This window comes from Murimonas intestini (assembly GCF_024622195.1).
GTDB lineage: Bacteria > Bacillota > Clostridia > Lachnospirales > Lachnospiraceae > Murimonas > Murimonas intestini.
This window is the reverse complement of the sequence record NZ_JANKBI010000002.1, coordinates 296,532-319,334: the sequence shown is the minus strand read 5'-3', so window position 1 is coordinate 319,334 and position 22,803 is coordinate 296,532. Positions and strand designations below refer to the sequence as shown.

Below are 22,803 nucleotides of genomic sequence, written 5' to 3'. Positions count from 1 at the left end.
CTGCATTCTGCAGACTTCCTGTATTTAGAAGTATACCGGATAACACCGCCGCGTTCTATTCCTTTCTTGACAAAGTATAATACTTTTGTGACATTTTTTCATCCTGACGCATCCCGGTCAGCTGTATCTGCACAGACCGGATAACAGCCTTTCCTCAATATCTTCTCCTGCCCGATTTCCCCATATTTTCAGGGCTTCAGATATCCGCATATCTTTTGTCTGCTGATAGACCACCCTTTCAGTAAAATCTGCTGGAAGCAATTCTTTCATCATTCTCTTTGTGAGAGGATGTTCCACCAGGTCACATACCCTGGCATTGAGCCCATTATGCACTGACTCCCAGGGAAGCGGCGGCAGGATTACAGCCTCTTTTCCTTCCACCTGCCTGATATACTCCTTCAGACGTTTCTTCAGTTCTTCCGCCGCCTGCTCATAACCGGCATGTCCGGACAGATTATGCAGTTCATGAGGATCCTTTGCCAGATCGTAGAAATAATCTTCATAATATACATCCGCCCCCGCATCCAGCCATCCGTTTTTTTCTACAGACCTGACAGAATATTTATATTTTTCTGTGCGGATGCAGCGTCCTACCTGGCTTTCGCTGATCTGAAGAAATACATCCTGCTGCCACTGCCCCTTCTCCATATCCTGAACAGCATGTCCGGCCATATCCTCCGGGGGCCGTATTCCTGCCATACGCAGGATAGTAGGCGGCAGATCGATCAGGCTTACCAGCCTTTCCTCCTTTCTGCCGCCTGTAAAGCTGCTCAGCACATCTTTTCCCGCGCTTATCACAAGTGGTATATGGATGCTGGCATCATGACAGGAACGTTTATATTCCATGGTTCTGGTCTTAAAATGAGAACCGTGGTCACTTGTGTAGATGACAATTGTATTATCCCTTAGCCCGTTCTCCTTCAGACATTTCAGCACTCTTCCCAGATTATCATCTAGTCGCCTGCAGCATCCCAGATAATCAGGATACTGTGTTTTCCAGTCACTGCCCCAGTCTCCCGGCGCATCCTTAAGATCTGCCGGAGCAGCAAAATCTTTGAATCTCTCTTTCGAGCCTGCCGGTCCTTCAAAACAGTTCCTGTCATTCTGATGGTGGGGCTCAATGTGGGACAGTAAAAGAAAATGCGGCTCATCCTTCCTCCAGCTCTTTATATAGCCAAGCGCGTAATCTGTCACCGCATCTGTCCTGTAGCCTGTAAATTCTGTCTTCTTATTCTTTTCATCAAAGAGATAGCCGCCATATCCGTGTGAAGTGGCCTCCAATACATCTGAAGCGATCCAGAAGTCATCATATCCGCCTCTGCGCTCCCTGGGTACCCCTTCAAATATATATTCCACAGGATCTTCCAGGGGCTCATTAGATGCATCCCCTGTGGACGCCAGATGCCATTTTCCTACGTATCCTGCTTTATATCCCGCTTCCTTCAGATAAGAAGCCAGAGTTTTTTCCTTCATAGGAAGAGCGATATTATTCCTGTAGCACCCCGTCTGAGTAGCATATTTCCCGGTCTGCAGGCAGGCCCTCGCCGGACCGCAGACCGGCTGGCAGGTAAATGCATTTGTAAAGCACACCCCTTCTTTTGCCATGGCATCCAGATTAGGCGTTACCTGGGCCGGGCCTCCCAGACATCCAGCCGTGTCCCAACGCTGCTGGTCTGAGAAGAAAAACACAATATTCGGTTTTCTGCAGCTCATATTAATCCCAGCCTTTCAAATTGTTCCTCCGGTGCATCATGCTCTTTCATTGTCTTTATGAGAGCCTGGCAGTATTTTTCCTCCAAAAGGGGATCTGTCAGAGGATGCAGCTGCCCCGGATCATGGGAGATCCTGTAGAGTCTGTTTTCTCCCAGACCCATAGACGGTTTTTCTGGCGTCTTCCTGCTCATGTCGATCCTGAATACAGGCATGGGAACATTCTTCAGAAAATAACCTGCACAGATGTCTTCTCCCGGCAGATTACATCCCAGGTACTGCTCAAAGGAAGTCAGCCCTGCCGCATACAGGTAGAGGGGGGCGTTTTTATCATTTGCCGCTGCCCTGAAATATGTATATTCCCCATCTGTAATGTTTACCGGTTTTCCAAACCACCCATAGATGGCATAGTCCCGTATCTTTTCCTTTTCCCTATTCAGAAGCGACCAGAGGGATCTGCCCTGGACCGGCATACTCCAGTCCGGCGGGATGAACATCCTTCCTGCCAGATTCTTTTTATCCTGTTCTTTTCTTCTTTGGGCGCGCTCCATGCGCTCTTCCTTTTCCCTGCTGAAATATTCCAGGATGGTGGGAAACAGGTCTATGTTCTGGGTCACTCCCTCTGCTCTTTCACCGGCGTTTCTTCCCCCTGGCAGATGTATAAACAGAGGAATACGACTCATCTCATTCCAGGCATGATATCTGTTCTTTCCTGTGACACCGTGCTCTCCCAGCATATGGCCATGGTCTGAGGTAAATATTACAAGAGTGTCCTCCCACAGATCCTGCCTGTCCATCTCATCCAGCAGTTTTCCAAGCCACTTATCTGCCATGGAAAGTGTGGCGCAGTACTGGTTCCTCAGATGCTCAACTGCCTCCGGCGTCTCCTGCTCATTCAGCGCATCATACCGGGGCCATTCATAAAAGGTGTCAAAGGAATCAGGATACATGGCCTTAAACTCTTCAGAGGCATCAAAGGGCTCGTGAGGGTCAAAAGCCTCCACTGTCAGAAAATAATCATCTCTGTCTTCATTATTTTTCAGCCATTTGACTGCTGACGCAAATGTCCTGGGAGTCGGCCTGTCCCCGTCTGTTTTATAATGCTGGCGGTTCCACTGGTACTGACGTCCGACCCTTCCCAGGTAAGACCTGGGAGCAGGGGGCTCTTCCAGCCTGGACTCCCACACATCTGTCTCCTGGCCCCGGTTGAAATCCCACGTATCATACTGCTGCATATAGCCTTCTCCCCCAATGGAAGTATAGTGGCTGTGGTCGGTTGTTATATGTGTAAAGACCCCCTGTGCCCGTAGCAGCTGGGGCAGAGTCACATCATAAGGCTCAACCGGCCCCCAGCCTCTCTCCAGAAAGTTCAGCCTGCCTGTAAGGATATCCCTTCTCGCCGGCATACAAGGCGCCGAACCTATAAAATGTTTGTCAAACACCATGCTTTTTTCCGCCAGGCGGTCGATGTTCGGCGTCACTGCCTTTGCCTCCGGATTATATACCCGCAGCATATGCCTGTTCAATGTGTCCATAAAAATCAATATCGTCTTCATATTGCTCCTCCTGATATTCCTCAGCTTCCTTCCATCTTACCCCTTAACACCGCCTACCACAATCCCTTTCACAAAATATTTCTGGAAGAACGGATAGATGCATAAAACAGGCACAACCCCTATCACAGCGATCGCCATCCTGATCCCCACACTGGGCAGTGTACTCACATCCATGCCGGAGCTGGCAGTGCTGGAACTGCTCATGAGGAACTGGATATTCGTAATGATGGTATTTAAGATCGCCTGTATGCTGAACATTTTCTCATCTGAGACATAATAGAGACTGTTCATCCAGTCGTTCCAGTATCCCAGCCCTACCATGAGAGAGATAGTAGCCATCATCGGCTTGGAAAGTGGAAGTACGATCCTGTACAATATCCTGTACTCACCGGCTCCATCTATCCTGGCCGCCTCCACAAGCGCATCCGGAATGTTAGAAGTAAAAAATGAGCGCATCATGATGATATAAAATGCATTCATGAGCAGGGACGGAAGAAGCAGGGCAAAAATAGTATTCTTAATATGAAAAACCTGAGTCCACATCATATATGTGGGAACCAGCCCGCCATTAAACAGCATTGTAAAAAATACAAAGAAGGAGAAGCCGTACCTGAACGGCAGCTCTTTTCTGGACAGGGGATACGCAAACAAAGTCGTCAAAAGCACACTGAGAGTAGTTCCCATCACAGTGACAAGTATAGTTATGCCATAGCCCCTGAGTATCTTGGCTCCGCTCTTAAACAGGTATGTATACGCCCCCAGGTCAAATTCGTGGGGAACGAAACAGTATCCTTCTCTGACAAGTGATGCTTCACTTGTCAGAGAGGAGGAAACCAGTAAAAGAAACGGAGCTACTGCTGCTGCCGTCAGCAAGATAAATATTATGTTCAGGACCGCCTGCCCTGTTTTATTTCTGCTTACCATGTTATTTCCTCCTAGAATAATGCGCTTTCTTCATCTACTTTACGGATTATCATGTTTGCGCCAAATACCAGAATAAATCCGAGAACAGACTGCATAAATCCTGCCGCTGAAGCACGTCCCACATCGTTAAGCTGTGTCAGTGCTTTGTAAACAAATACATCTATTGTATCAGTCACAGAAGAGATAAGGCCTGAACGCATGGGCACCTGGTAAAACAATCCAAAATCTGAGTAGAACATGCGGCCTATATTTAAAAGTACCATAGTGATGATAGTACCTCTCAGTCCGGGAAGAGTAACGTGCCAGATCTGTTTCCATCTGCCGGCGCCGTCCACTGTGGCCGCCTCATACAAAGATGAGTCGATTCCGATGACTGTGGCGTAATACAGGATACTTGTATAGCCGAAACCTTTCCACAGGTTCACTATTGTCAGTATAAACGGCCAGTATTTGGACTGTGTGTACCAGCTGACGGATTCACCGCCCGCTGATACGATCATACTGTTTAAAAATCCATTTTCCTGGCTGAGAAACCCGTAGACAATATAAGATACTACTACCATAGAGATCAGATATGGGATCAGGATCACTGTCTGATATATCTTTTTATTCATGCTTCCCCTCAGAAGGTTCAGCATGATGGCCACTGTGACAGCCAGTATTGTCCCAAGGACAATAAACACAAGATTGTACAGTACTGTATTCCTGATAATATTAAAAGCATCCCGGGTCTTGAAAAGATATGTAAAGTTGCTCAGTCCGCACCATTCACTGCCCCAGATCCCCTTACTGTAATCAAACTTTTTAAATGCGATGGTCAGTCCCGCCATGGGGATATAATTATTGATGACCAGGTAGATAAGTCCCGGAACCATCATAGAAAACAATGCCAATGTCATTTTTCTTTTGGCCATGCTGGTTCTTCGAATTCCCCCCGGCTTTGCTGTAGTTGCCATAGTACCCTCCTTACTCCGCACGTCCTATTTCGTCTGCTGGGCAAAGAAAGCATCCAGCTGTTCCTGTTTAGCCTTGATGATGTCGTCAATGCCAGCCGCCTTTAACTCTTCATTCGCCTGTTTGACTGTACTTTCAACATCTACAGCGCCTGACATCAATGCCTTATAGTATTTATCCATTACATTGCAGCAGGCAGTATACTGGTCTGCCACTTCTGTATTGTCAAAGAAAAATCCATTTGCCTTCGATTTTAATGTGGAAGCATTGAAGTCTTTCAGCTTTTCAAAATAATCCGCCCCATTTGTCTGCAGAGGATAGGAATTTGCTGAATAAGGTGTGATCCAGTTCAGTTCTGACATCCCATATCCACAGTCAGCTGCTGATTTTCCGTCTGGGATCGAAATGGTACCGTCTTCATTTTTTACATAATGCTTTCCTTCAATACCATTATTCAGAAGAATCCCCACCTCTTTATCTGTATAGAGGATCTCCATGGCTTTCCATGCAGCGTCCTTCTTTTTGGAGTTCATACTGATTCCATAGCAGAGATCCTGATAATTTCCGGCCGGAACCCATTTATCCAGGATAACTACATTAATCATTCCTTCCAGCTTATTCGGCCCATAGTTGTTAAGCGCCGCCACTGCTTTTTTGTTTCTGATCATACCCTGCCAGGGCTCTGTATTGCTTAAAATATCTTTCATGATATAGCCGTCCTGATACCATTTATGCGCCCAGTTACAGAAATCCTGGAAATCATCTGTGTCAAACAGGTTCTGTACTTCTGTGGACTGGCCCTGATCGGGCAGGACCCCTATCATCTTTGTATCACCCAGGCCATCCCAGCTCCACTGTCCGATCAGCGTGTCACCGCCCTGGGGTGCAAGTCCGTAGCGGTCAGGATATTTCTCATGCATATCCGCCAGGAATTTGTCAAGATCTTCAAATGTAATCTTCTGTCCTGCCTCCCATCCATATTCCGCCGCAATATCTTTATCTACAGTCACGCCGAAATAATTTCCAAAGTTTCTCATATTTGGGATCGCATAGATCTTTCCATTAACTGAGGTGCCGTTTATCTCCGCCTCCGACCAGATACCTTTCATCCCTTCTGTGGAATTATTATAATAATCTGTCAGGTCTGCCAGCTGTCCGTTTCTCACATATGTAGTCAGGGGTGTGGAATATACGGCAATCACGTCTGCTTCATCTCCTGTAAACAGCAGATTGGACTGGTTCAGCCAGTTTCCTGTGGAAATAAAGTTAAGATCCAGATGGAGCTTATACTTATCTTCTGTGATCTTATTGATCTCATCCTCCACAAGCTGTGCATCGGGCAGGTCATAAGCTGTGGGAATATGCACATTTACACTTGTAACCTCATCCTTTGCCGCCCCTTCTTTGCTGCTTTCATTGCTGCCCTTCGCACTGCCGCTTCCTCCCCCGCATGCTGTCAGGGATAATGCCATAGCCGCCGCTCCTGCAAATGCAATCGTCTTTTTAAAACCTCTTCTCATACTAACATCCTCCATTTCTCTTTTACCGCCCCGTTTTCCAACAGGCTTCTGATGATGTTATTTTACTTTTTCCTGTCTGTTTTCTCTGCTGTTTTTATGATTCTGTTTATTCTTTTTGTGATGTCTCCATTGCCTTCCCAAGGCTTTTCATAAAAAACTGCTACTTTCATGATATCCATTGTTGTTTTTATGACTTCTGTTTCTCTTTGCGGTATTCCTGCGGAGTCTGATTCGTAACCTTTTTAAACATTTTAGAGAAATGGGAAAAATTATCGTATCCTACTTTAGAGGCTATGATGCTCACTGACAGCCTGGATTTTTCCAAAAGCTTCTGCGCCGCCTTCATCTTCTCCATCAGGATATAATCTTTGAAGGTAGCCCCTGTTTCCTGCTTAAAAAGCCTGGAAAAATACTCTTCATTTAAATGTACGTATCCTGCCACATCTGTTCTGGAGATGTTCTTATTCAAATTCTGCTTTATATACTGGATAGATTTCTCAATTGGATCTTCTTCTGTTTCCCGGATCTCATCAGGAATATCCTCCCAGAAAATGCCTCTCTGCCTGTCCTTATTATTATCTGCCCTTTGCCCCAGCCTGTTGAAAGCCTTCACGAAATCCTGTTCAAATAATGGGTCAGGGGGATAGACAGCAATTGAAAAATCCATATTGCTGTCTATGAACTGGTAGAAGGCCATGATTTTCTGTCTCACCAGTTCCTCTCCCGCTTTTTCCTTTTCCAGGATCAAAAATACCCAGTACCTGTTCTCCCTCAGACAGGAAACCCCTGCCTTTCCGTCTTCCTCCCGGAAAAGTTCTTCCATCACATTGCACAGCACCATTCTCACAAGCTTCTCATCCCACACATTTGTTATCTTTTTCCACTTCCTGATCTGCACCAGTACAGGACATATCCCACAGTCTTTATATTCTGTTCTGAACATTTCGTGAAAATGGGAATAAATCTGGCCTGCGTCCTCCTCCTTACCCTGCAGCATCTTTGAGATCATGGCGTCCAGTATGGTATTTCTCTGCTGTATTACCATTTTCCGGGTATCCATGATCTGCAGTATCTTCTTCTGCCTGCTGATCTTTTCCCAGGCTTTTAAAAGCACCTTCTCCACCTCCTCATACCTCACAGGCTGGAGGATATAGTCAAAGCCTCCCATTCTGATGGCTTCTTTGGCATACTCAAACTCTGCATGGGACGTAAGGAAAATACATTCCAGCCCCTCAAACTTCTCTTTTGCCCATCTGCACAGTGAGATACCGTCTTCCTCCGGCATCTCAATATCACTCACCAGCACATCCGTCTCAAAATTCATAAGGACCAGCTTCGCCTCTTTTGCACTACAGGCTGTATATATTTTTTCCACAGGCAGCCTCTCCCAGCGTATCCCGTTCTTCAGGCTTTCCACAACCGCCTTTTGGTCATCTACAATCAAAACATTCATCTTCCTGCTTCCTTTCCGGTATTATTAATTCACTCATAGCCCCGTCACAGTTAGCGAAGCTGTACTCCGCCCTCTCTCCATATAAGAGCTGGCAGCGCCGTTTAATATTATTGATCCCCACACACCTTGTCCCAACAGCAGTATCTCCATTGATTTCCTCCAGAATTTCATCAGGATAGCCCTGCCCGTTGTCCTGTATGATCAAATCTAAAAACCGGCCTTCCTCCGCGGCAAGCAGGCTTGCAGATACTTGTATCTCAAGAGGTATGCTGCTTCCGCCCAGGCGTGCGTACTTTACACTGTTCTCCACAAAGGTATGCACTGCCAGCACAGGTACGAGCCAGCTGTCTGCTTCACCATCCCTCACAATGCTGCAGTTCACAGGACGCCCGGTGATATGCTTCTGCATGCTGACATAATTCTCCACAAACTCCAGTTCCATGCGCAGAGGCACCAATTCCCTCTCCGCCTGCAGCAGATAGCGCAGATGGGCAGACAGATTCAGTATCAGCTCCTGCATCTTTCCTGTCTGGTTCTCTATGGCCAGGGCATTTAATGTTTTCAGTCCGTTCAGATAGAAATGGGGCTTCAGCTGAAGCTGCAGATACTGCATCTGGGCTTTCTGCTTCTCAATGATTTCCTCATATACAAGCAGCTTCTGTTTTTCCAGTTCTCTGACCATCTCCCCTAATGTATCATTCACTTCCTGTATCTCGTAAAACCGCGCATCCATTCGGGGGACTTCCCTGCTTCCGCCCCTGCGTATAGTATTCATGGTGTCTGTCAGCTGATGGAGGGGACGGACTACTTCCCTGCGCACAAATCTGTACATTACGCCCACTGCAAATACAGAGATTCCGGTCAGGATCAGCAAAAAAAGCTGCTGTACAGTCATAACGCTCCATATATTGACAGGATACGCAGTGCACACCCACAGATCCATATTTGGGATACGGCGCCCGTACAGCTGGTATTTCCCCTTTTTCATCTGGAATGAATCTGAGTATGACTGTACCGTTTCTGAGAGTCCAAGCTCTTTTGAAAGCTCTTTATTCTCCAGCGCTATCCCGTTGTCCAGCAGGATGACGCTTATCTCTTTGCCCATGCTTTCCCGCAGCTCCTGTTCCATGTTTTTCATACTGTGGATGCCAAATACAGCCACTCTGTCCTTCTCATAATATGTAGCCAGGTTCGTGTCTCCGTCTACAGTCAGGGATATCCAGCTCCTCATCTTCCCATCATTTTCCAGATGGCGCAGGAGGATCTCTTTTATCTCTGCTGTCTGTTCAGCCCTCACCTTGGCCAGATTCGTATAGTACCAGGACTTCTGACGGTTATCATAGAATACAAAAAAACCGCTCATATTCTCCTCCGCCAGCATTCTCTTATTCAATGTTTCCTTCAGCTCATATGCATGTCCGAATTCATCTACCGGCTCTTCCTTCTTCTGCAGAGCCTGAAAATTCTCGTCATTTGCATATATATCGTATAACTGCCTGTCAATCCTGTCCATATAGCTCCTGGTCTTATCAATATATGAATTCAGGGCGGCCTGCTCCACCCTCCTGTTCTCGTACTGGTATTCACGTATCAGGTACCAGTCCATGATCAGCATCAGTATTAAAAAAGCACTGTATCCAACCATCACGATCATTGAAATTGCCCTGTTCAAATAAAGCGGCTTCTGCTTCTTTTTCATTTTCCTCCCCCTCCTAAAAACAGATAAAGGCCATAAACTCTGTAAATAATCCTAACAGAATTTATGGCCTTTGTCCAACTGACGGCTGCTTTCCTCTATTTCCCATCTGTCTGCACCTGTAAAGAGCTTATTACTTTAAACATTAGCATAGCTCTTTCCGGTTCTTCAACTACTTTTGTGATGAATATTATCGCTTTTATGATTAATATTACCAGCTGAAATGATTTTTAAATACAACTTTTCTGCTCCCTGCTATGATTCTTCCTATCTCATAGCAGTCACAGCAAGGCATGATATGCTTTATGGCCTGGTCTTTATATTCCTTCCCCACCACCATGATCATCCCCACGCCGCAGTTAAATGTTGGGCAGAGTACCATTTTCCCATTTTGAAACTGCCTGAAAGGATACTCCCAATTTTTCCGCAATATCCGACTGTGTCAGCCCTGACTCTTTTCTTTTTGAAGCTATAAACTCACCAATCTTCTTATTATCAAGCATAACTGTATTCTCCTTTTCCTTTGTGCTGCCGTCTATAGGAAGATTGTAATATTCTTATCCCTGACATACAATAACTTGTTATTTGAGCCTGGCTGGATAATTCTACTCACAGTTGATTTCACTTGCTCCTGATCACTTTTAATGTAAAAACCCGGTTATGCGTGCAGCTTCACACCGAGCATTTTCTTCACATCTTCAAGATGCTCCGGCTCTAAGACCCTGTAGTGGATCCATCCCCCGCTGCCGCAGGGGTACTTATTATCTATGTATTCTCTTGTATAAGCTGACAAGCCGCTGTATAAGCCTTCAAACTGGTCGTTTGACAGCCTCATCATAACAGTGAAAGCATCCTTCTCCGCAAAAATATCACATATATGTTTCTTCCTGACTGAATACTTGATTCCCCAGCCATAGTGGTTTCCGTAAGGGAATCTGAGCTCCCTTTGAATATTTTGCACCTCCCCCATAAAATCATCCAAATTTTCAAACATATCCTCCCGGCTGCCTATGAAGGACCTGAATTCTTCAATTGACGGCCTGTTCATTTTATCCAGCATTCTTTCATACATGGTATCTGCTCCCCATTTCTCTGTAAATTTGTTGGTTACTTCACTCCTGCATCATATTCCTGCGCAGTTAATGCACATATCTGATGTATCGTTATGATCCATGGTATCATTTTTTAACCCCCTGTACAAGTATTCATGCTATAATTGGTTAAAGAAATGTTACAGTTCAGCCGTCTGCCATTTGGCAGCCGTCTGACCTATAACAACGCTCCGCGATGCACACAAAATGCTGTTTACAGCATTTTGGCGCTGCAGCAGAAAGGAATCATATGCAAAAGATATTAAGAACATGCAGAATGTATAAATTACTAGAAGCACGAAAAGAAGATTCTTTTACAATCAGCCTGGCGGGTTCACTGCTTAATATGGAGACCGCTGTTGCTCCTGTGCTGGAATTTATTAAAACCAACTTTCCCGGTTTCACAGAACACGGCATACAGCATTCTCTGCGCATTATAGACTATATTAATGATATTCTCAGCGACGATTTTAAAGACCGGCTGACAGATGTGGAAATCTTCTGTTTTATTATGTCAGCCCTGTTTCATGATATAGGTATGACACTGACTGATATTGAAGATAAAGAAAAACAGCGGTCCTGCCACCATCTGTATGCCAGGGAGCCCATCATACAATATTGCGAAAAATATTTGGGGATGTACAGTGAGCACAGAAGGATCAGGGACTGTGTTGTTTTTGTCTGCGAAGCTCATGGCCGGGATATTGAAGAGCTCTATTCTGATGAAACTTTCAGAAAGAATGATACTATACAGGGCCAGAGGCTGAGGTACGGCTTGCTGGCAGTGCTTCTGCGCACCGGTGATCTGATGGATCTTGAGGAAGGCAGGACAAGTGAATTTAATATGCATCTGAATCCGTCATATTACCAGAATAAAATTTCCATAGAACACCACGAAAGACACCTTGAACTCACAAAATACAATTACTCTCCTGAGGGTATAGAGGTGGGAGTCAAGACCTCAAACAGGGAGCGCTATAAAATCTGGAATGCCTGGCTGAAATACCTGGACAATGAGATCATGTACGCAAACACGCATTATTTCCAGAGCATTGGGACACACGATATTAAAAAGCTCAGGCTCCCAGGGCTCTCTTTTGAAATAAAACCGGACCCCGGCGCAAATTTCCTTGTGGAAGAGATACGCTTCCAGCTGGATGAGGAGGGCGCCCTGTGGGATATCCTGACAAAAAATATTTATACAAACCAGACGGACTATATAAGAGAGCTGATACAGAATGCCATTGACGCTGTTCTTTTAAAATATTATTCAGATGAATCTAATGTGTTAGAGTTTGCGTCGCCCAGGAGCTGGGGCGTCAAAGACAGAGTATACGTCCTTTATTCCGCCGAAAAGGGGCTTTTGTATGTATCTGATACAGGCATAGGCATGTCTGAGGAGGGCATCAAAAACTATCTCTTTAAAGCTGCCAGCTCCGGCTATAAATTAAAAAGGGGGCGGAGTTCATTTGCTTTTCCGGCAATAGCAAAATTTGGCATTGGATTTGCCTCCTGCCTTACAAAAGCAGATAAGATCGAGATCTCCTCCCAGAAAACAGGTGAAAAGAAAATAAAAGCCGAGATCGAGGGAAAGAGTACAATTGCATTTATCGAAAGGCACCCTGAATCAGATATAACAGGGACAACAGTGAAGCTTGAAGTAAAAAACAGATTCTCTTTTAAAGAACTGGAAGAATATCTGATTTTAACTTTCAGATATCCCAGTGTCCCCATCGCGGTGATCGATCTGGACAGCTTATACCGGCTGGATAAGAGCCTCTGCTTACTGCCCCGGGGCAGACAGGATGATTATTTCATAGAAAACATCCTCACTGTTATACAGGAATATGAAAATATTGAAAAACTGAGGAAAAGCACTATTCATAAGTATCAGCTGGATAAAAGGCTCCTCGAAAAGATAATAATAGAAAAACAGGAAGACAGAAAAAAAAGTATGCTGCCCGGCAAAATAAAACTCCTGACAGAGGCAGCAGACCCTGAAGGAATCATATATGCCCGCCGGGAAGAGTTTATACGGCTGGCAGAAAAAGCTGCCCAAAACGACGATGTCCAGTTAAGTAAATTAATTTTTAACGTAAAAGGCGAGATTGAGCTGTATATGAGCCAATACCCCAGCTTCACCTTCCCTATTGACAACGGCAGGATCATGGACATTGTTGATTACGAGCTTCAGTGTGTCAAAATCAATAACAATTTCAATACAGAGAGTATCCAAAAAAACCGCCTGGATCAAAAATGTAAAGGAAGTGGAATCCTTTTTATAAAAACCCGGATAGATAAGCCTGAATCAGGTATTGAATGGCAGGCTGTAAACGCATTTCTCTTCCACCGGGGAGAACTCGTAAAATCCCTTGTAAAGGTATACAGCGACCCGGATGAGGAGAACAGCCGTGATGGCATTCTGGGTCTGGAGCAGCTGGAAGACCTGGAGTACGAGACAAAGCTGAGCTATGAAACTGAAGACAGTGAAGATTATTATAAATCAATGACCTGGCAGCCATATACATACTCCCAGGATTACAGTGCCCAGGATTACGAATCCCGGGATTATACATTTAATATTATCTATTGTGATGAAAATGAATTCCAGATTCTATACAATGTATCACTATATGATTTTGAGAACAGCTACCCGCTTCCTGAAATAAGTAACAACAGTTTCAGATTCTTTCAAAATGACCTCATTTCAGACAATTATGCAGGCGAAGACCTGCATATCAGAAAACCGGTTTTATACCAGGATGGGATCCTGCTGAATATAAATCCTCAGGTCATCCTGCCTCTTGGCATAGGCTGGTCAGTCTGCAATTTAACTGCAGATGCACAGTTTGACCTGAATGCATCCCGCCATGAGCTGAATATGAACATAGATGCCATAGAGTCCTGGATGGACAGGACCGGGCGGATCATACAGGAGGAAACAGCCAGGCACTGCATAGATGTGCTTCGAAAAATACAATTAGATTTTACTGTGTCATCACTGATCCAGACTATTGAAGATGACAGCTATTTAGCCAGGTCCGGGCTTCGCAGCATGAAGGAGGTCTTAAACAGGCTGATTTAAGGGATAAGAAAAAGGCAGCAGAGAAGTAACTCCCGCCTGCTGCCAGATTGCTGAAAATGATTACAGGGTGATTTCCTTGAAGTCAATCCATAGATCATCATAGATATTGACCTTTATTTTGTCCTGGAAAGAGTAGGCGTTTGTCCCGAATTTAGTTTCTTCCAGATGGTATACATAGATAGATTCCTGCACAGGGTTCACAATCCAGTATTCACGAACGCCTGCATCCGCGTATAGGTTCAGTTTGCGGATGTAGTCATGGCTGGAATTGCCTGGGGAAACAATTTCAATAATCCAATCCGGTGCCCCTGTACAGCCCCGGTCCGTAAGTTTGTTATGGTCGCATATAACGCTTATATCCGGTTCCACTATGGTTTTCCTGTCCTCATGCAATTTAACAGCGAATGGGGCAGGATAGACTTCACAGGAGCCGCCCTTTGACCTGATGTAAGTCCCGATAGTGATATGCAATTCTGATAAAATTTTTTGATGCGCCCGGCTGGGCGCCGCCTGATAATAAATTTGCCCGTCAATCAGTTCGGCCCGAACATCCTCTGGAAGATCATAATAGTCGGTTTCTGTGTATATCTGTTTTTGTGGTATTGCCATAGCAGCACTTCCTTTCACGATGTTCCTCTTTTTATAATTTTAGTTTAAATTATACTGTGAAATATGTCAAGCAACTGCTTGATGTATAAAAGTGTAAGCTTCATGGTTACTATTCACACGTCACCGTCCCGCGAGGTGTTTTCGTGCGTATTTTGCACGAAAATCCCGAGGGCTGCAGCGCGAAACGGCACTTTTGGCCGTTTCTGTGCATCGCGAAGCGTGTTACTGGTCACGGAGTGAACAGTAACAGCTTCATGTGCGGACAGACAGCACCATCTCCACCTGATTGTGATAACCGGAACTGATGCGTATAGCCGGCTTCTTATAATTTCCCCATGATATCTGCGGATAATTAAAGTCGTTCAGCACGGCAAGCTTCACAGGTTCCGGCCGCCCTTCTGTCAGTATTCTGAAATAATCGATTGATATATAGCAGCCTCCTGAATCTGCCGTCTTCTCTCCTGATACTTCTATTCGTATAGTATGCTCTCCTGCCGGAAGCCCGGATACATAATAGAGCGGATAACCATATTTTTTGTCGTATCCTGCAGCAGAGCCCGGAAAATCCACACCCGCCACCTTCTGGCTGATGCATTTATCCGCAAGTCTGCCGTCCAGCCATACCTTTGCAATCCCATTTATAGTGTCCACAGAGCCAAACCACACGATTCCTGTTCCGCAGAAAGTAAATTCCGCAAAAGCTCCTTTTTCACAGCTGACTGTCTCTGTATTTCCCCTGCAGCCGCTAAAATCCTCCACAGGATACCAGGCGCCATGGTATTTTATCCTTTCATCCCTGTCAGAAACCAGGTATTCTTCCGGCTCTAAAACCTCGGCCCGAACGTGGCAGCTGCCGTCAGATACAGCAGTGACAGCGTGTGTTATGCTCTTCTTATACAGACTGGCAGTATATATATTTTCCTTCAGGCTTCTGAAGTCTGCTGTCCCTCTGTAATCTACGTCATAGATACCATTCAGGATATAATTCTTCATTTCCTGTGCCCATGGGATGTCCGGCTCTTCTGCAAAAATACTGCCTTTGCTGAACCGTCCCGCGATCCCCTCCAGTCTGGCAATATGGTCCTCAGGATACAGAGTATACCGTCCTTCTCTCTTCCAGCCAAGACTGTCCATCCCCGGAGCTGCTATAAATGATATGCCAAGTTCATCCAGCCCTCCGGCATCCACTCCCACACGCAGTTTCTTCTCCCTGGGCATGACAGCATACAGCCGGTCAATCCTGTATTCCGTCACAAAGGATGCATCCCGCCTGATCCTGATCGTAAATGTGACATCGGCGGTACCTGTATAGCTGCCGGAGATGCGGACTGCTGCCTCTGACGTTCCTTCATCCTTTTCTGCACATATGCTCCGAAGCTTCCACTCTCCCAGTGTCAGATAAGGTACATGCAGAATGGGGCCGCCCATCAGAAGAAGTTCTCCTCCCCTTTTGGCACAAGTCAGAAGACCTGTCTTCTTTGAAAAACAGAATTTAAAATCATCATTGCCAACCTCTGTCTGATCTGCCGTTTCATCTATTGACACCTGCTGTTGACCTGCCTGCGTATCATTGCCGCCGCTCTGTACCTGCCGTCCTTCCGGCCTGAGGCAGTATTCATCCACCTGGTTTCCAAAGGCATCAAAGATTTTCAGTTCCAGTTCCCGGGGAGCGGCCGCATCTTCCGCACCTGATCCTGCATTTTGAGCCGGAATTGATATGATCACTGTCTCCCCGGGGGCGGCCTGCGGCCCTGGTATGCTTCCTGTATTTCCCGGTACATTCCATTCGATCCGCACTTCCGAAAGATCTGTGTGGCAGAAACGATTCTCCGCCTGTATCAGCGCACAGCCATTTGCCCACTTAAATGTCTTCTCCCGGATAAGCACAGGCGTATAAGCCTTCCTTGTCATATAGTGCTCGGGTTTTCTTCTTCTCCAGATATCAATAATCCCCCATTCCAGACATGTATCTCCGTTTCTTTTCGTCATGGGAAAATTCTTCCTTGTATCTGTGAACATGTCAGTCTCATCGATTCCTGCCCAGATGGCGCCGCCCAGGGCGCCCTTAGTCTCCCATATCTTTTCCCAGAACATTCTGAGGCTCTCCCCCCAGAAATGCCGCACATTAGGATCTCTCCTGTGCTCTCTCCTGTTATAGCACGGGATGTGCACATATTCGTCATTCAGAATAGGGACATCATGGCCTTCTGTATATCCCACACTTACATTATCACATTTTTTATCCGCCTCTCCCTCCACATTTGCATAGTGGATGCTCCAGATATCTATCCCTTCATGTTCAGCCTGCATAGTCATGGGATAGCTGAACTTTGTGGGACGAGTCCTGTCCATCCTATGTGCAAAACGGTTCAGGAGGTCATAGTTGTAACCTCCGAAGGCCTCATTTGCCAATGACCAGATCAGGACTGAAGGGTGGCTGTAATCTCTGGCCAGAACCTCCGCGAATACAGACAGATAACGGTCCGTATATGCCGGATCTCTCTGCGTATAATCCAGGTTTTTGGCAATAAAAGCCAGATCCAGTTCATCCTCCACGTACATCCCGCGCCTGTCGCACTCCTCCAGAAAATACTCACTTGGCGGATAGTGGGAGGTACGGATGTAATTACAGTTTGCCTCTTTGAACAGGCTGATATCCTTATCTATGATCTCCTTCGTAACAGCCCTTCCATTTTTAGGAGTGATCTCATGGCGGCATACTCCCCGAAGCTTTACCTCCTGACCGTTCACGTAAAGACGGTTCTCTCTTCTCTCGATCTGTCTGACTCCGAAAAAGCGCCCGGCCTTTTCCAGCACCTGTCCGTCTCGGATAAGCGAGATCTCAAGGCGGTAGAGCCATGGATGCTCGGCATCCCACTTCAGGGGGTTTTTCATATTTATGACAGCTGTGCTGTGCCCTCTTTCTCCCCCCTGTGTGGAGATCTGCAGTTCATATTCCTGGATACCGTCCGGCGGATATACCTTAAAAAGAAGCTCATCTCCTGTTTTCTGCCCGCAGATGGTCACATCGGCCCGCAGCACGGCGTCTTCATATCCATTTTCAAAGCTGGTGGTCAGATATACCCCATCCAGCCAAGCTTCCGGCAGACAGTACATAAATACACTGTGAAGGATACCCCCATGATTGAAGGAACATACTCTGTCTGCTGTCTCATCCACAGTGACATACAGATAAGCTTCCTTCCTGCCTTCTACAAGCTCAGTGATATCAGCGCTCCAGGACACAAAGCCATTCTTGTGTGAGGCAGCGGCCCTGCCGTCGATCCAGACCTGGGCAAAGCCGTTCACCCCCTCAAATTTGAGTACGATATGGCTGCCTCTGACAAGCTTCGGTACCTCTATAAGCCTCCTGTATACATATTTCCCGGTAAAGTCTGAATCCCTGTGGGCATTCATATCTGAAGGGATATCTATCTGCCGCCAGCCTGTCTGAATTACTGATCCAATCTCCTTCTCCAAAGAATCCGTGTGCTTTACCTCCCACGGACCGTCCAGAGAAATCACAGGAACTGCAGCTGCAGCTGACCAGTATGGCTTTACAGCTGTTCCCGGTATTCTGCTGTAATCCTCTGCCTGATCCCAGGCCTGGCCTTTTCCTGCCGGGCTGCCGGAGGATGTCTTTTTCTTATCTGTCATACTTTCCATTCCTGCCTCTCCCTTCCTATGCTGATAGTGCATCCTTCTTTTATCCCTGCTTTCAGCGCCACCTTATCATTCATATAGTTTCCCTGGACAAGCCGCGCATAGTTGAAATCATTGTTGATGATAAGCCTCTGGGAAACAGGATACTCAGGTGATTCCACTACAAAATAATCTATGGAAGTATATGTGTCCTGTGCTCCCGCCTCCTTGTCTCCCCGCACTTTGATCTCCAGAAGGTGCTCTTTATACTCCAGACCTGATACATGAAAGAGGCAGACTCTGTATCTCTTTTCATACCCTCTGCTCATAGTCATGAATTCTACAGGTTTTGGATATTGTGATATCTCAACGGCTGCAGTCCTGCCGTCCAGGATCACATCACATTTACCGCATATGATATCGGTGGGGCCATACACGGCGATCCCGGTTCCCTTAAATCTGCAGACAGCCTTATCTCCAGCCCTGGCGCTCATGGTCTCTGTGTCCATATAATTTCCGCAGCCGTCATCCATCTGCAGCCAGTTTCCTTCATAGACAATCCTGCTGTCCCTGTCATCAATCACCATCCTGTCATCAGGCCACTCCTCCAGCCTGACACTGTGGCTGCCATCTGAGTGTACCCGGATCATTGCGCCGTCCTCCTGCCTGGATATGAAAGCCCTGCGGATATGATGCTTCATGCTGTGAAATGCTTCCTTCTCTGCGGCCGCGGCTGATCCTGTTCCGGCGCCCGGATGTCCCTGGGGATACCAGTCCCACAGCCCTTCTCTCTCCCAGGAAAATTTCTCCATTTTTCCGGCAGTGCGAAAAGCGAGCCCTCTCTCATCCAGACCTCCGGGATCCAGGCCGATGCCTGCCTTCACTGTATGGGGCATGAAGGCTGATAATTTAAGTACTTCATACTCTGTCCTGATCTTCCCGTCAGGAGACAGCGTCATGGTGAATTCTATATCACACACATTTCCGTAGCTGCCTCTCATCTTCACTAAAGCTGCTCCCTTATTGATGCCAGGCCCGGCTGTCAGTATTTCCAGTCCCATCCCCTGCCATTTTTCCAGCTTCAGCCTTGTGGCCTGCAGATACGGCCCTCCATCCAGGATCTTTGCTTTCTTCACATATGCTCCTGTCATCAGACAGCTCTCCCTGGAAAAATAATACTCGTATATACCGTTAGTCACTACAGCTTCCCCGGGCAGCTCCTTTTTCACAAAGGCGGGATGCTCTCTGTATACCATCTTTACATGGAAGTATTCCGGCTTAGGGTTATGTCCCGCATCCAGAATACCCCACTTGATGTCTCTGATCTCAGGTATCTCAGCCCCCTTACCGTCCAGGACAACGCCCTCCTCATCAATTGCCGCAAGTATGGCGCCGCCCAGACATCCCGGCATGCTCTCCATTTTTTCCCAGTGGCGTTTCAGGCTCTCCCCCCAGAACTCTCTGATCCCGGGGTCGCGCTCTATCTCGTCCAGGCTGCGGCAGGGCGCCGGCGCATAGATATCATGCAGTGCCGGCATAGTATAATCTTCTGCCCGGCCTGTGGCATACCCGATCTCATTGTGTGCTCCCTGGGTATGGAAGATCACCATCTGGTCATAGTGTTCATCCGCAGGCTGTCTCCAGTCAATATAATTTACTGACCACACATCCATCTGCGGTTCCTCAGCAGGTATTGTCATAGGGAGATGGAAATTTATGAGCCTTGTATCATCCAGTCCTTTTATGTACTCGTACATTTTTCTGAAATTCCTGCCCCAGATACAGTCATGCCCAAGTGACCACAAAAGGATGCTCACATGGGAGAAAGACTCCTCTGTCATTCTGCGAAATGGCCCCATATAATCAGACTCCAGATGGGCGGGGCTGTTCTGTGTGGCGGGGCGGGAATCCCCCACGCCGTAAAGGGGCGCTGTGTCTTCCACCCAGAATCCCAGTTCATCACATAAGCAGAGCATTGTCCGGCCAAAAGGCCCGTAAATACTTCTCAGATAATTGATATCCGCTTCCTTGAACATCATAAGAACCCGGTACAGCTCATCCTCTGTCATTCCCGGCTTTTCCCTGAAACAGATCCCCTTCAGCTTCATCTGCTCCCCATTCCAGAATACTTTATTCCCTCTCTTTTCTATACTTCGAAAGCCCACTCTCTCCCGGACTTTTATCTCTCTCCCCCGGAAGCTTAAGAGTATATCTGCTGTGTACAATACAGGGTCTGCCGGACTCCATGGCCTGACACCTTTTATCTGTACCCTGAATGTTCCCCCGCTGCCGCAAAGCAGATATTCAGTCTGTGAGATCACCTCCGGGGCAGTCTCATCTGCACTGTCCGCTGCATCTTCGATCCTGATCCGTATGAAGTCTGCATTTTGGGCAGCTCTGTCTGACCCTCCGGTATCTTCTTCTGTCATCATCCAGCGCACTGCAAGCTGCCACGTATCATGGCCGTTCCCGGCAGCTGTATTTATAAATATCTTCAAGCCTCTTCCTCCGTCCTGATCAGAGCGCATCCGACTCTAATACTGCTGCCTCGTAAGCCCTTAGAGTTAGTCCCTCTGCTCTTTTCCCTGTCAGCAGATCAACCCCGGATGCATCCGGCAGCGCTGCCTCATGATCTGTCTCATTCAGATAAAAAGCATAATCATGCTCCCCATCGCTTCTGACCCTGTATTCAACACCCTCAGGCAGCTCCATAACTGCAGCGCCCGCTTCTGTTAAGCAGGTCCGGTATATCTTCTCCATACCCGCCTGATCAAGCCGGGCGCCTATATACCAGGCTTCTCCCATGCCTGACCTTTTCCGGGTGACGGCCGGAGTCCCGGCATAGAAATCCATCCCGTAGGAGGCCACAATGTCTGCATCCTTCACCTTCAGTATCTCTGCAAAATCCCTGATGCTGCAGATGGTCCCGTCTGTAAACACAGCCTCGTTCTTATCAGACGGATACAGTGTATCCAGCTCTTCACTGTAAAGCCCGAAAAGCTCTGTCAGTCCGTCTCCCGGAAATCCTCCCAGATAGCAGAGTGTATTTTCATCCACATATCCCGTCAGATATGTGGCTATCAGCCTACCGCCATTTTCCACATAGGAGCGCAGATTTTCTGCCGCACCGTTTTTAAGAAGATAAAGCATAGGGGCTGCCACTACTTTATAGGAGCTCAGATCATCATTCATGGACACGATATCCATCTCCACTCCCATTCTCAGAAAGCTCTTATACTGCAGAAGACAGGTTTTCTCATACTGCTTTTTCTCCTGGCTGGCGCCGGCCATATCATCAAGGGCCCAGCGGTTCTCCCAGTCAAAAAGCAGTGCGGCTTCCGCCTTTACCCTGCTGCCCGCGGCCGCTTTCATGGCCAGGAGCTCTTCCCCCATCTTTTCCACCTCTCTGAATATCCTGGTGTCATCCCTGCCCAGGTGGTCTACCACGGCCCCGTGGTACTGCTCATATGACCCTCTGCCCTTTCTCCACTGGAAATACTGGACAGTGTCGCTTCCGCAGGACACAGCCTGGATTCCTGCAAGGCTGTGGATTCCCGGCCTCTTCAGTTTATTAAAAGGATGCCAGTTCACCAGGCCCGGGGCGCTCTCCATCAGCATGAAAGGCTTATCCCCGCTCATGGAGCGCATCAGGGCATGGTCAAATGCATTCTCTGCAAATGTATCACTAAGCTCTTCATAATCATTGTGAAATCTGGGATAGCTGTCCCAGGAAATTATATCCAGTTCTTTTGCCATCACCCTGTAATCCAGATAAGGATAAGTTTTCATGAAATTCGTTGTCACCGGGATATCAGGTGTGATCTCCTTTAACAGCCCTATCTCAAATTTCATGTAATCTGTCATGTTCCATGTATTAAAACGCTTCCACTCCAGGTTCAGCCCCCCGATGCTTCCCTCACCGTTCGTCATAGGCGCTTCGATCTCATCAAAGTCCGAAAACCTGTGGCTCCAGAATGTAGTCCACCAGGCATGGTTCAGTTTTTCAATATCACCGTCAAATTTCTTTCTAAGATATTCCCGGAAACGTTCCTGGCAGGAGGGACAGCAGCACTCCCCTCCCAGCTCATTTGAGATATGCCAGAGGATCAGTCCCGGATGTCCCCCGAGACGTCCTGCCAGCTCCCTGATTATGATCTCAGCCTTTTCCCTGAATTTTTCCGAACTCATGCAGTGATTGTGCCGTAGACCATGGCGGTTCCTCACCCCGTCCCTGGTCACACGCATAGCCTCAGGGTATCTGGCATCCAGCCAGGCAGGCCTTGCCCCTGTGGGAGTGGCAAGCACTGTGTAGATGCCGTTTTCATACAGGCTGTCCATGATTTTCTCAAGCCATTCAAAATGAAACTCACCCTCCGCAGGCTCATACACTGACCAGGAGAACACTCCCAGGGTAACTGTATTGATATGGGCCTTTTTCATCATTCTGATATCCTCTTTAAGAATATCCTCCCGATCCAGCCACTGTTCAGGATTATAGTCTCCCCCGTGCAGCAGGCCGTCCACCTTTGGAAATAAAATACTCATACTATAACATCCTCCTGT

At 47.0% G+C, this 22,803-nt stretch carries 15 protein-coding genes; 1 reads left to right on the top strand and 14 read right to left on the bottom strand.

The window, feature by feature from the left end; translation table 11 throughout:
• Positions 1–117: 117 nt before the first annotated feature.
• The 10 genes from NSB28_RS05395 to NSB28_RS05350 all read right to left on the bottom strand — a co-directional run bounded on the left by NSB28_RS05395 (position 118) and on the right by NSB28_RS05350 (position 10,885).
• Positions 118–1,713, bottom strand: a complete 1,596-nt coding sequence (locus tag NSB28_RS05395) for a sulfatase-like hydrolase/transferase (RefSeq protein ID WP_109625541.1) — start codon at positions 1,711–1,713, stop codon at positions 118–120.
• Complete coding sequence (locus NSB28_RS05390; protein WP_109625540.1) at positions 1,710–3,266, bottom strand: sulfatase; 1,557 nt, start codon at positions 3,264–3,266, stop codon at positions 1,710–1,712. Before NSB28_RS05390 ends, NSB28_RS05395 begins: the two co-directional genes overlap by 4 nt.
• Positions 3,267–3,302: 36 nt before the next feature.
• Positions 3,303–4,190, bottom strand: coding sequence for a carbohydrate ABC transporter permease (locus NSB28_RS05385; protein ID WP_109625539.1), 888 nt, complete (start codon positions 4,188–4,190; stop codon positions 3,303–3,305).
• Positions 4,191–4,201: 11 nt separating this feature from the next.
• Positions 4,202–5,146, bottom strand: coding sequence for an ABC transporter permease (locus tag NSB28_RS05380; RefSeq protein ID WP_109625538.1), 945 nt, complete (start codon positions 5,144–5,146; stop codon positions 4,202–4,204).
• Between the two features lie 24 nt (positions 5,147–5,170).
• Positions 5,171–6,664, bottom strand: coding sequence for an ABC transporter substrate-binding protein (locus tag NSB28_RS05375; RefSeq protein WP_257497678.1), 1,494 nt, complete (start codon positions 6,662–6,664; stop codon positions 5,171–5,173).
• A gap of 187 nt (positions 6,665–6,851) precedes the next feature.
• Complete coding sequence (locus tag NSB28_RS05370) at positions 6,852–8,117, bottom strand: response regulator transcription factor (protein ID WP_109625536.1); 1,266 nt, start codon at positions 8,115–8,117, stop codon at positions 6,852–6,854.
• Complete coding sequence (locus tag NSB28_RS05365; RefSeq protein WP_109625535.1) at positions 8,095–9,816, bottom strand: sensor histidine kinase; 1,722 nt, start codon at positions 9,814–9,816, stop codon at positions 8,095–8,097. Before NSB28_RS05365 ends, NSB28_RS05370 begins: the two co-directional genes overlap by 23 nt.
• A gap of 208 nt (positions 9,817–10,024) precedes the next feature.
• Complete coding sequence (locus tag NSB28_RS05360) at positions 10,025–10,195, bottom strand: hypothetical protein (RefSeq protein ID WP_257497679.1); 171 nt, start codon at positions 10,193–10,195, stop codon at positions 10,025–10,027.
• Entirely contained in the window at positions 10,173–10,316 is a 144-nt protein-coding gene (locus NSB28_RS05355) for a helix-turn-helix domain-containing protein (protein ID WP_109625534.1), read from the bottom strand. Before NSB28_RS05355 ends, NSB28_RS05360 begins: the two co-directional genes overlap by 23 nt.
• 155 nt (positions 10,317–10,471) lie before the next feature.
• A complete protein-coding gene (locus NSB28_RS05350) occupies positions 10,472–10,885 on the bottom strand; it encodes a DUF3788 domain-containing protein (protein ID WP_109625533.1) in 414 nt (137 codons plus the stop codon).
• A 296-nt stretch (positions 10,886–11,181) separates the two neighbouring features.
• Between NSB28_RS05350 and NSB28_RS05345 the strand changes: the two genes are divergently transcribed.
• On the top strand, positions 11,182–13,989 hold the full coding sequence (locus NSB28_RS05345; RefSeq protein WP_257497680.1) for an HD domain-containing protein: 2,808 nt from the start codon (positions 11,182–11,184) through the stop codon (positions 13,987–13,989).
• 60 nt (positions 13,990–14,049) lie between these two features.
• Here the strand turns inward: NSB28_RS05345 and NSB28_RS05340 are convergent, their stop codons facing one another.
• The 4 genes from NSB28_RS05340 to NSB28_RS05325 form a co-directional block, all read right to left on the bottom strand.
• Positions 14,050–14,598, bottom strand: a complete 549-nt coding sequence (locus NSB28_RS05340) for a Uma2 family endonuclease (protein ID WP_109625531.1) — start codon at positions 14,596–14,598, stop codon at positions 14,050–14,052.
• Positions 14,599–14,850: 252 nt separating this feature from the next.
• Positions 14,851–18,264 carry a glycoside hydrolase family 2 protein gene (locus tag NSB28_RS05335; protein WP_187374340.1) on the bottom strand — a complete coding sequence of 1,138 codons (3,414 nt, stop codon included), beginning with the start codon at positions 18,262–18,264 and terminating at the stop codon, positions 14,851–14,853.
• Positions 18,252–20,738 carry a glycoside hydrolase family 2 TIM barrel-domain containing protein gene (locus tag NSB28_RS05330; RefSeq protein ID WP_187374341.1) on the bottom strand — a complete coding sequence of 829 codons (2,487 nt, stop codon included), beginning with the start codon at positions 20,736–20,738 and terminating at the stop codon, positions 18,252–18,254. Before NSB28_RS05330 ends, NSB28_RS05335 begins: the two co-directional genes overlap by 13 nt.
• Positions 20,739–20,757: 19 nt before the next feature.
• Entirely contained in the window at positions 20,758–22,785 is a 2,028-nt protein-coding gene (locus tag NSB28_RS05325; protein WP_109625528.1) for a beta-galactosidase, read from the bottom strand.
• Positions 22,786–22,803: the final 18 nt, after the last annotated feature.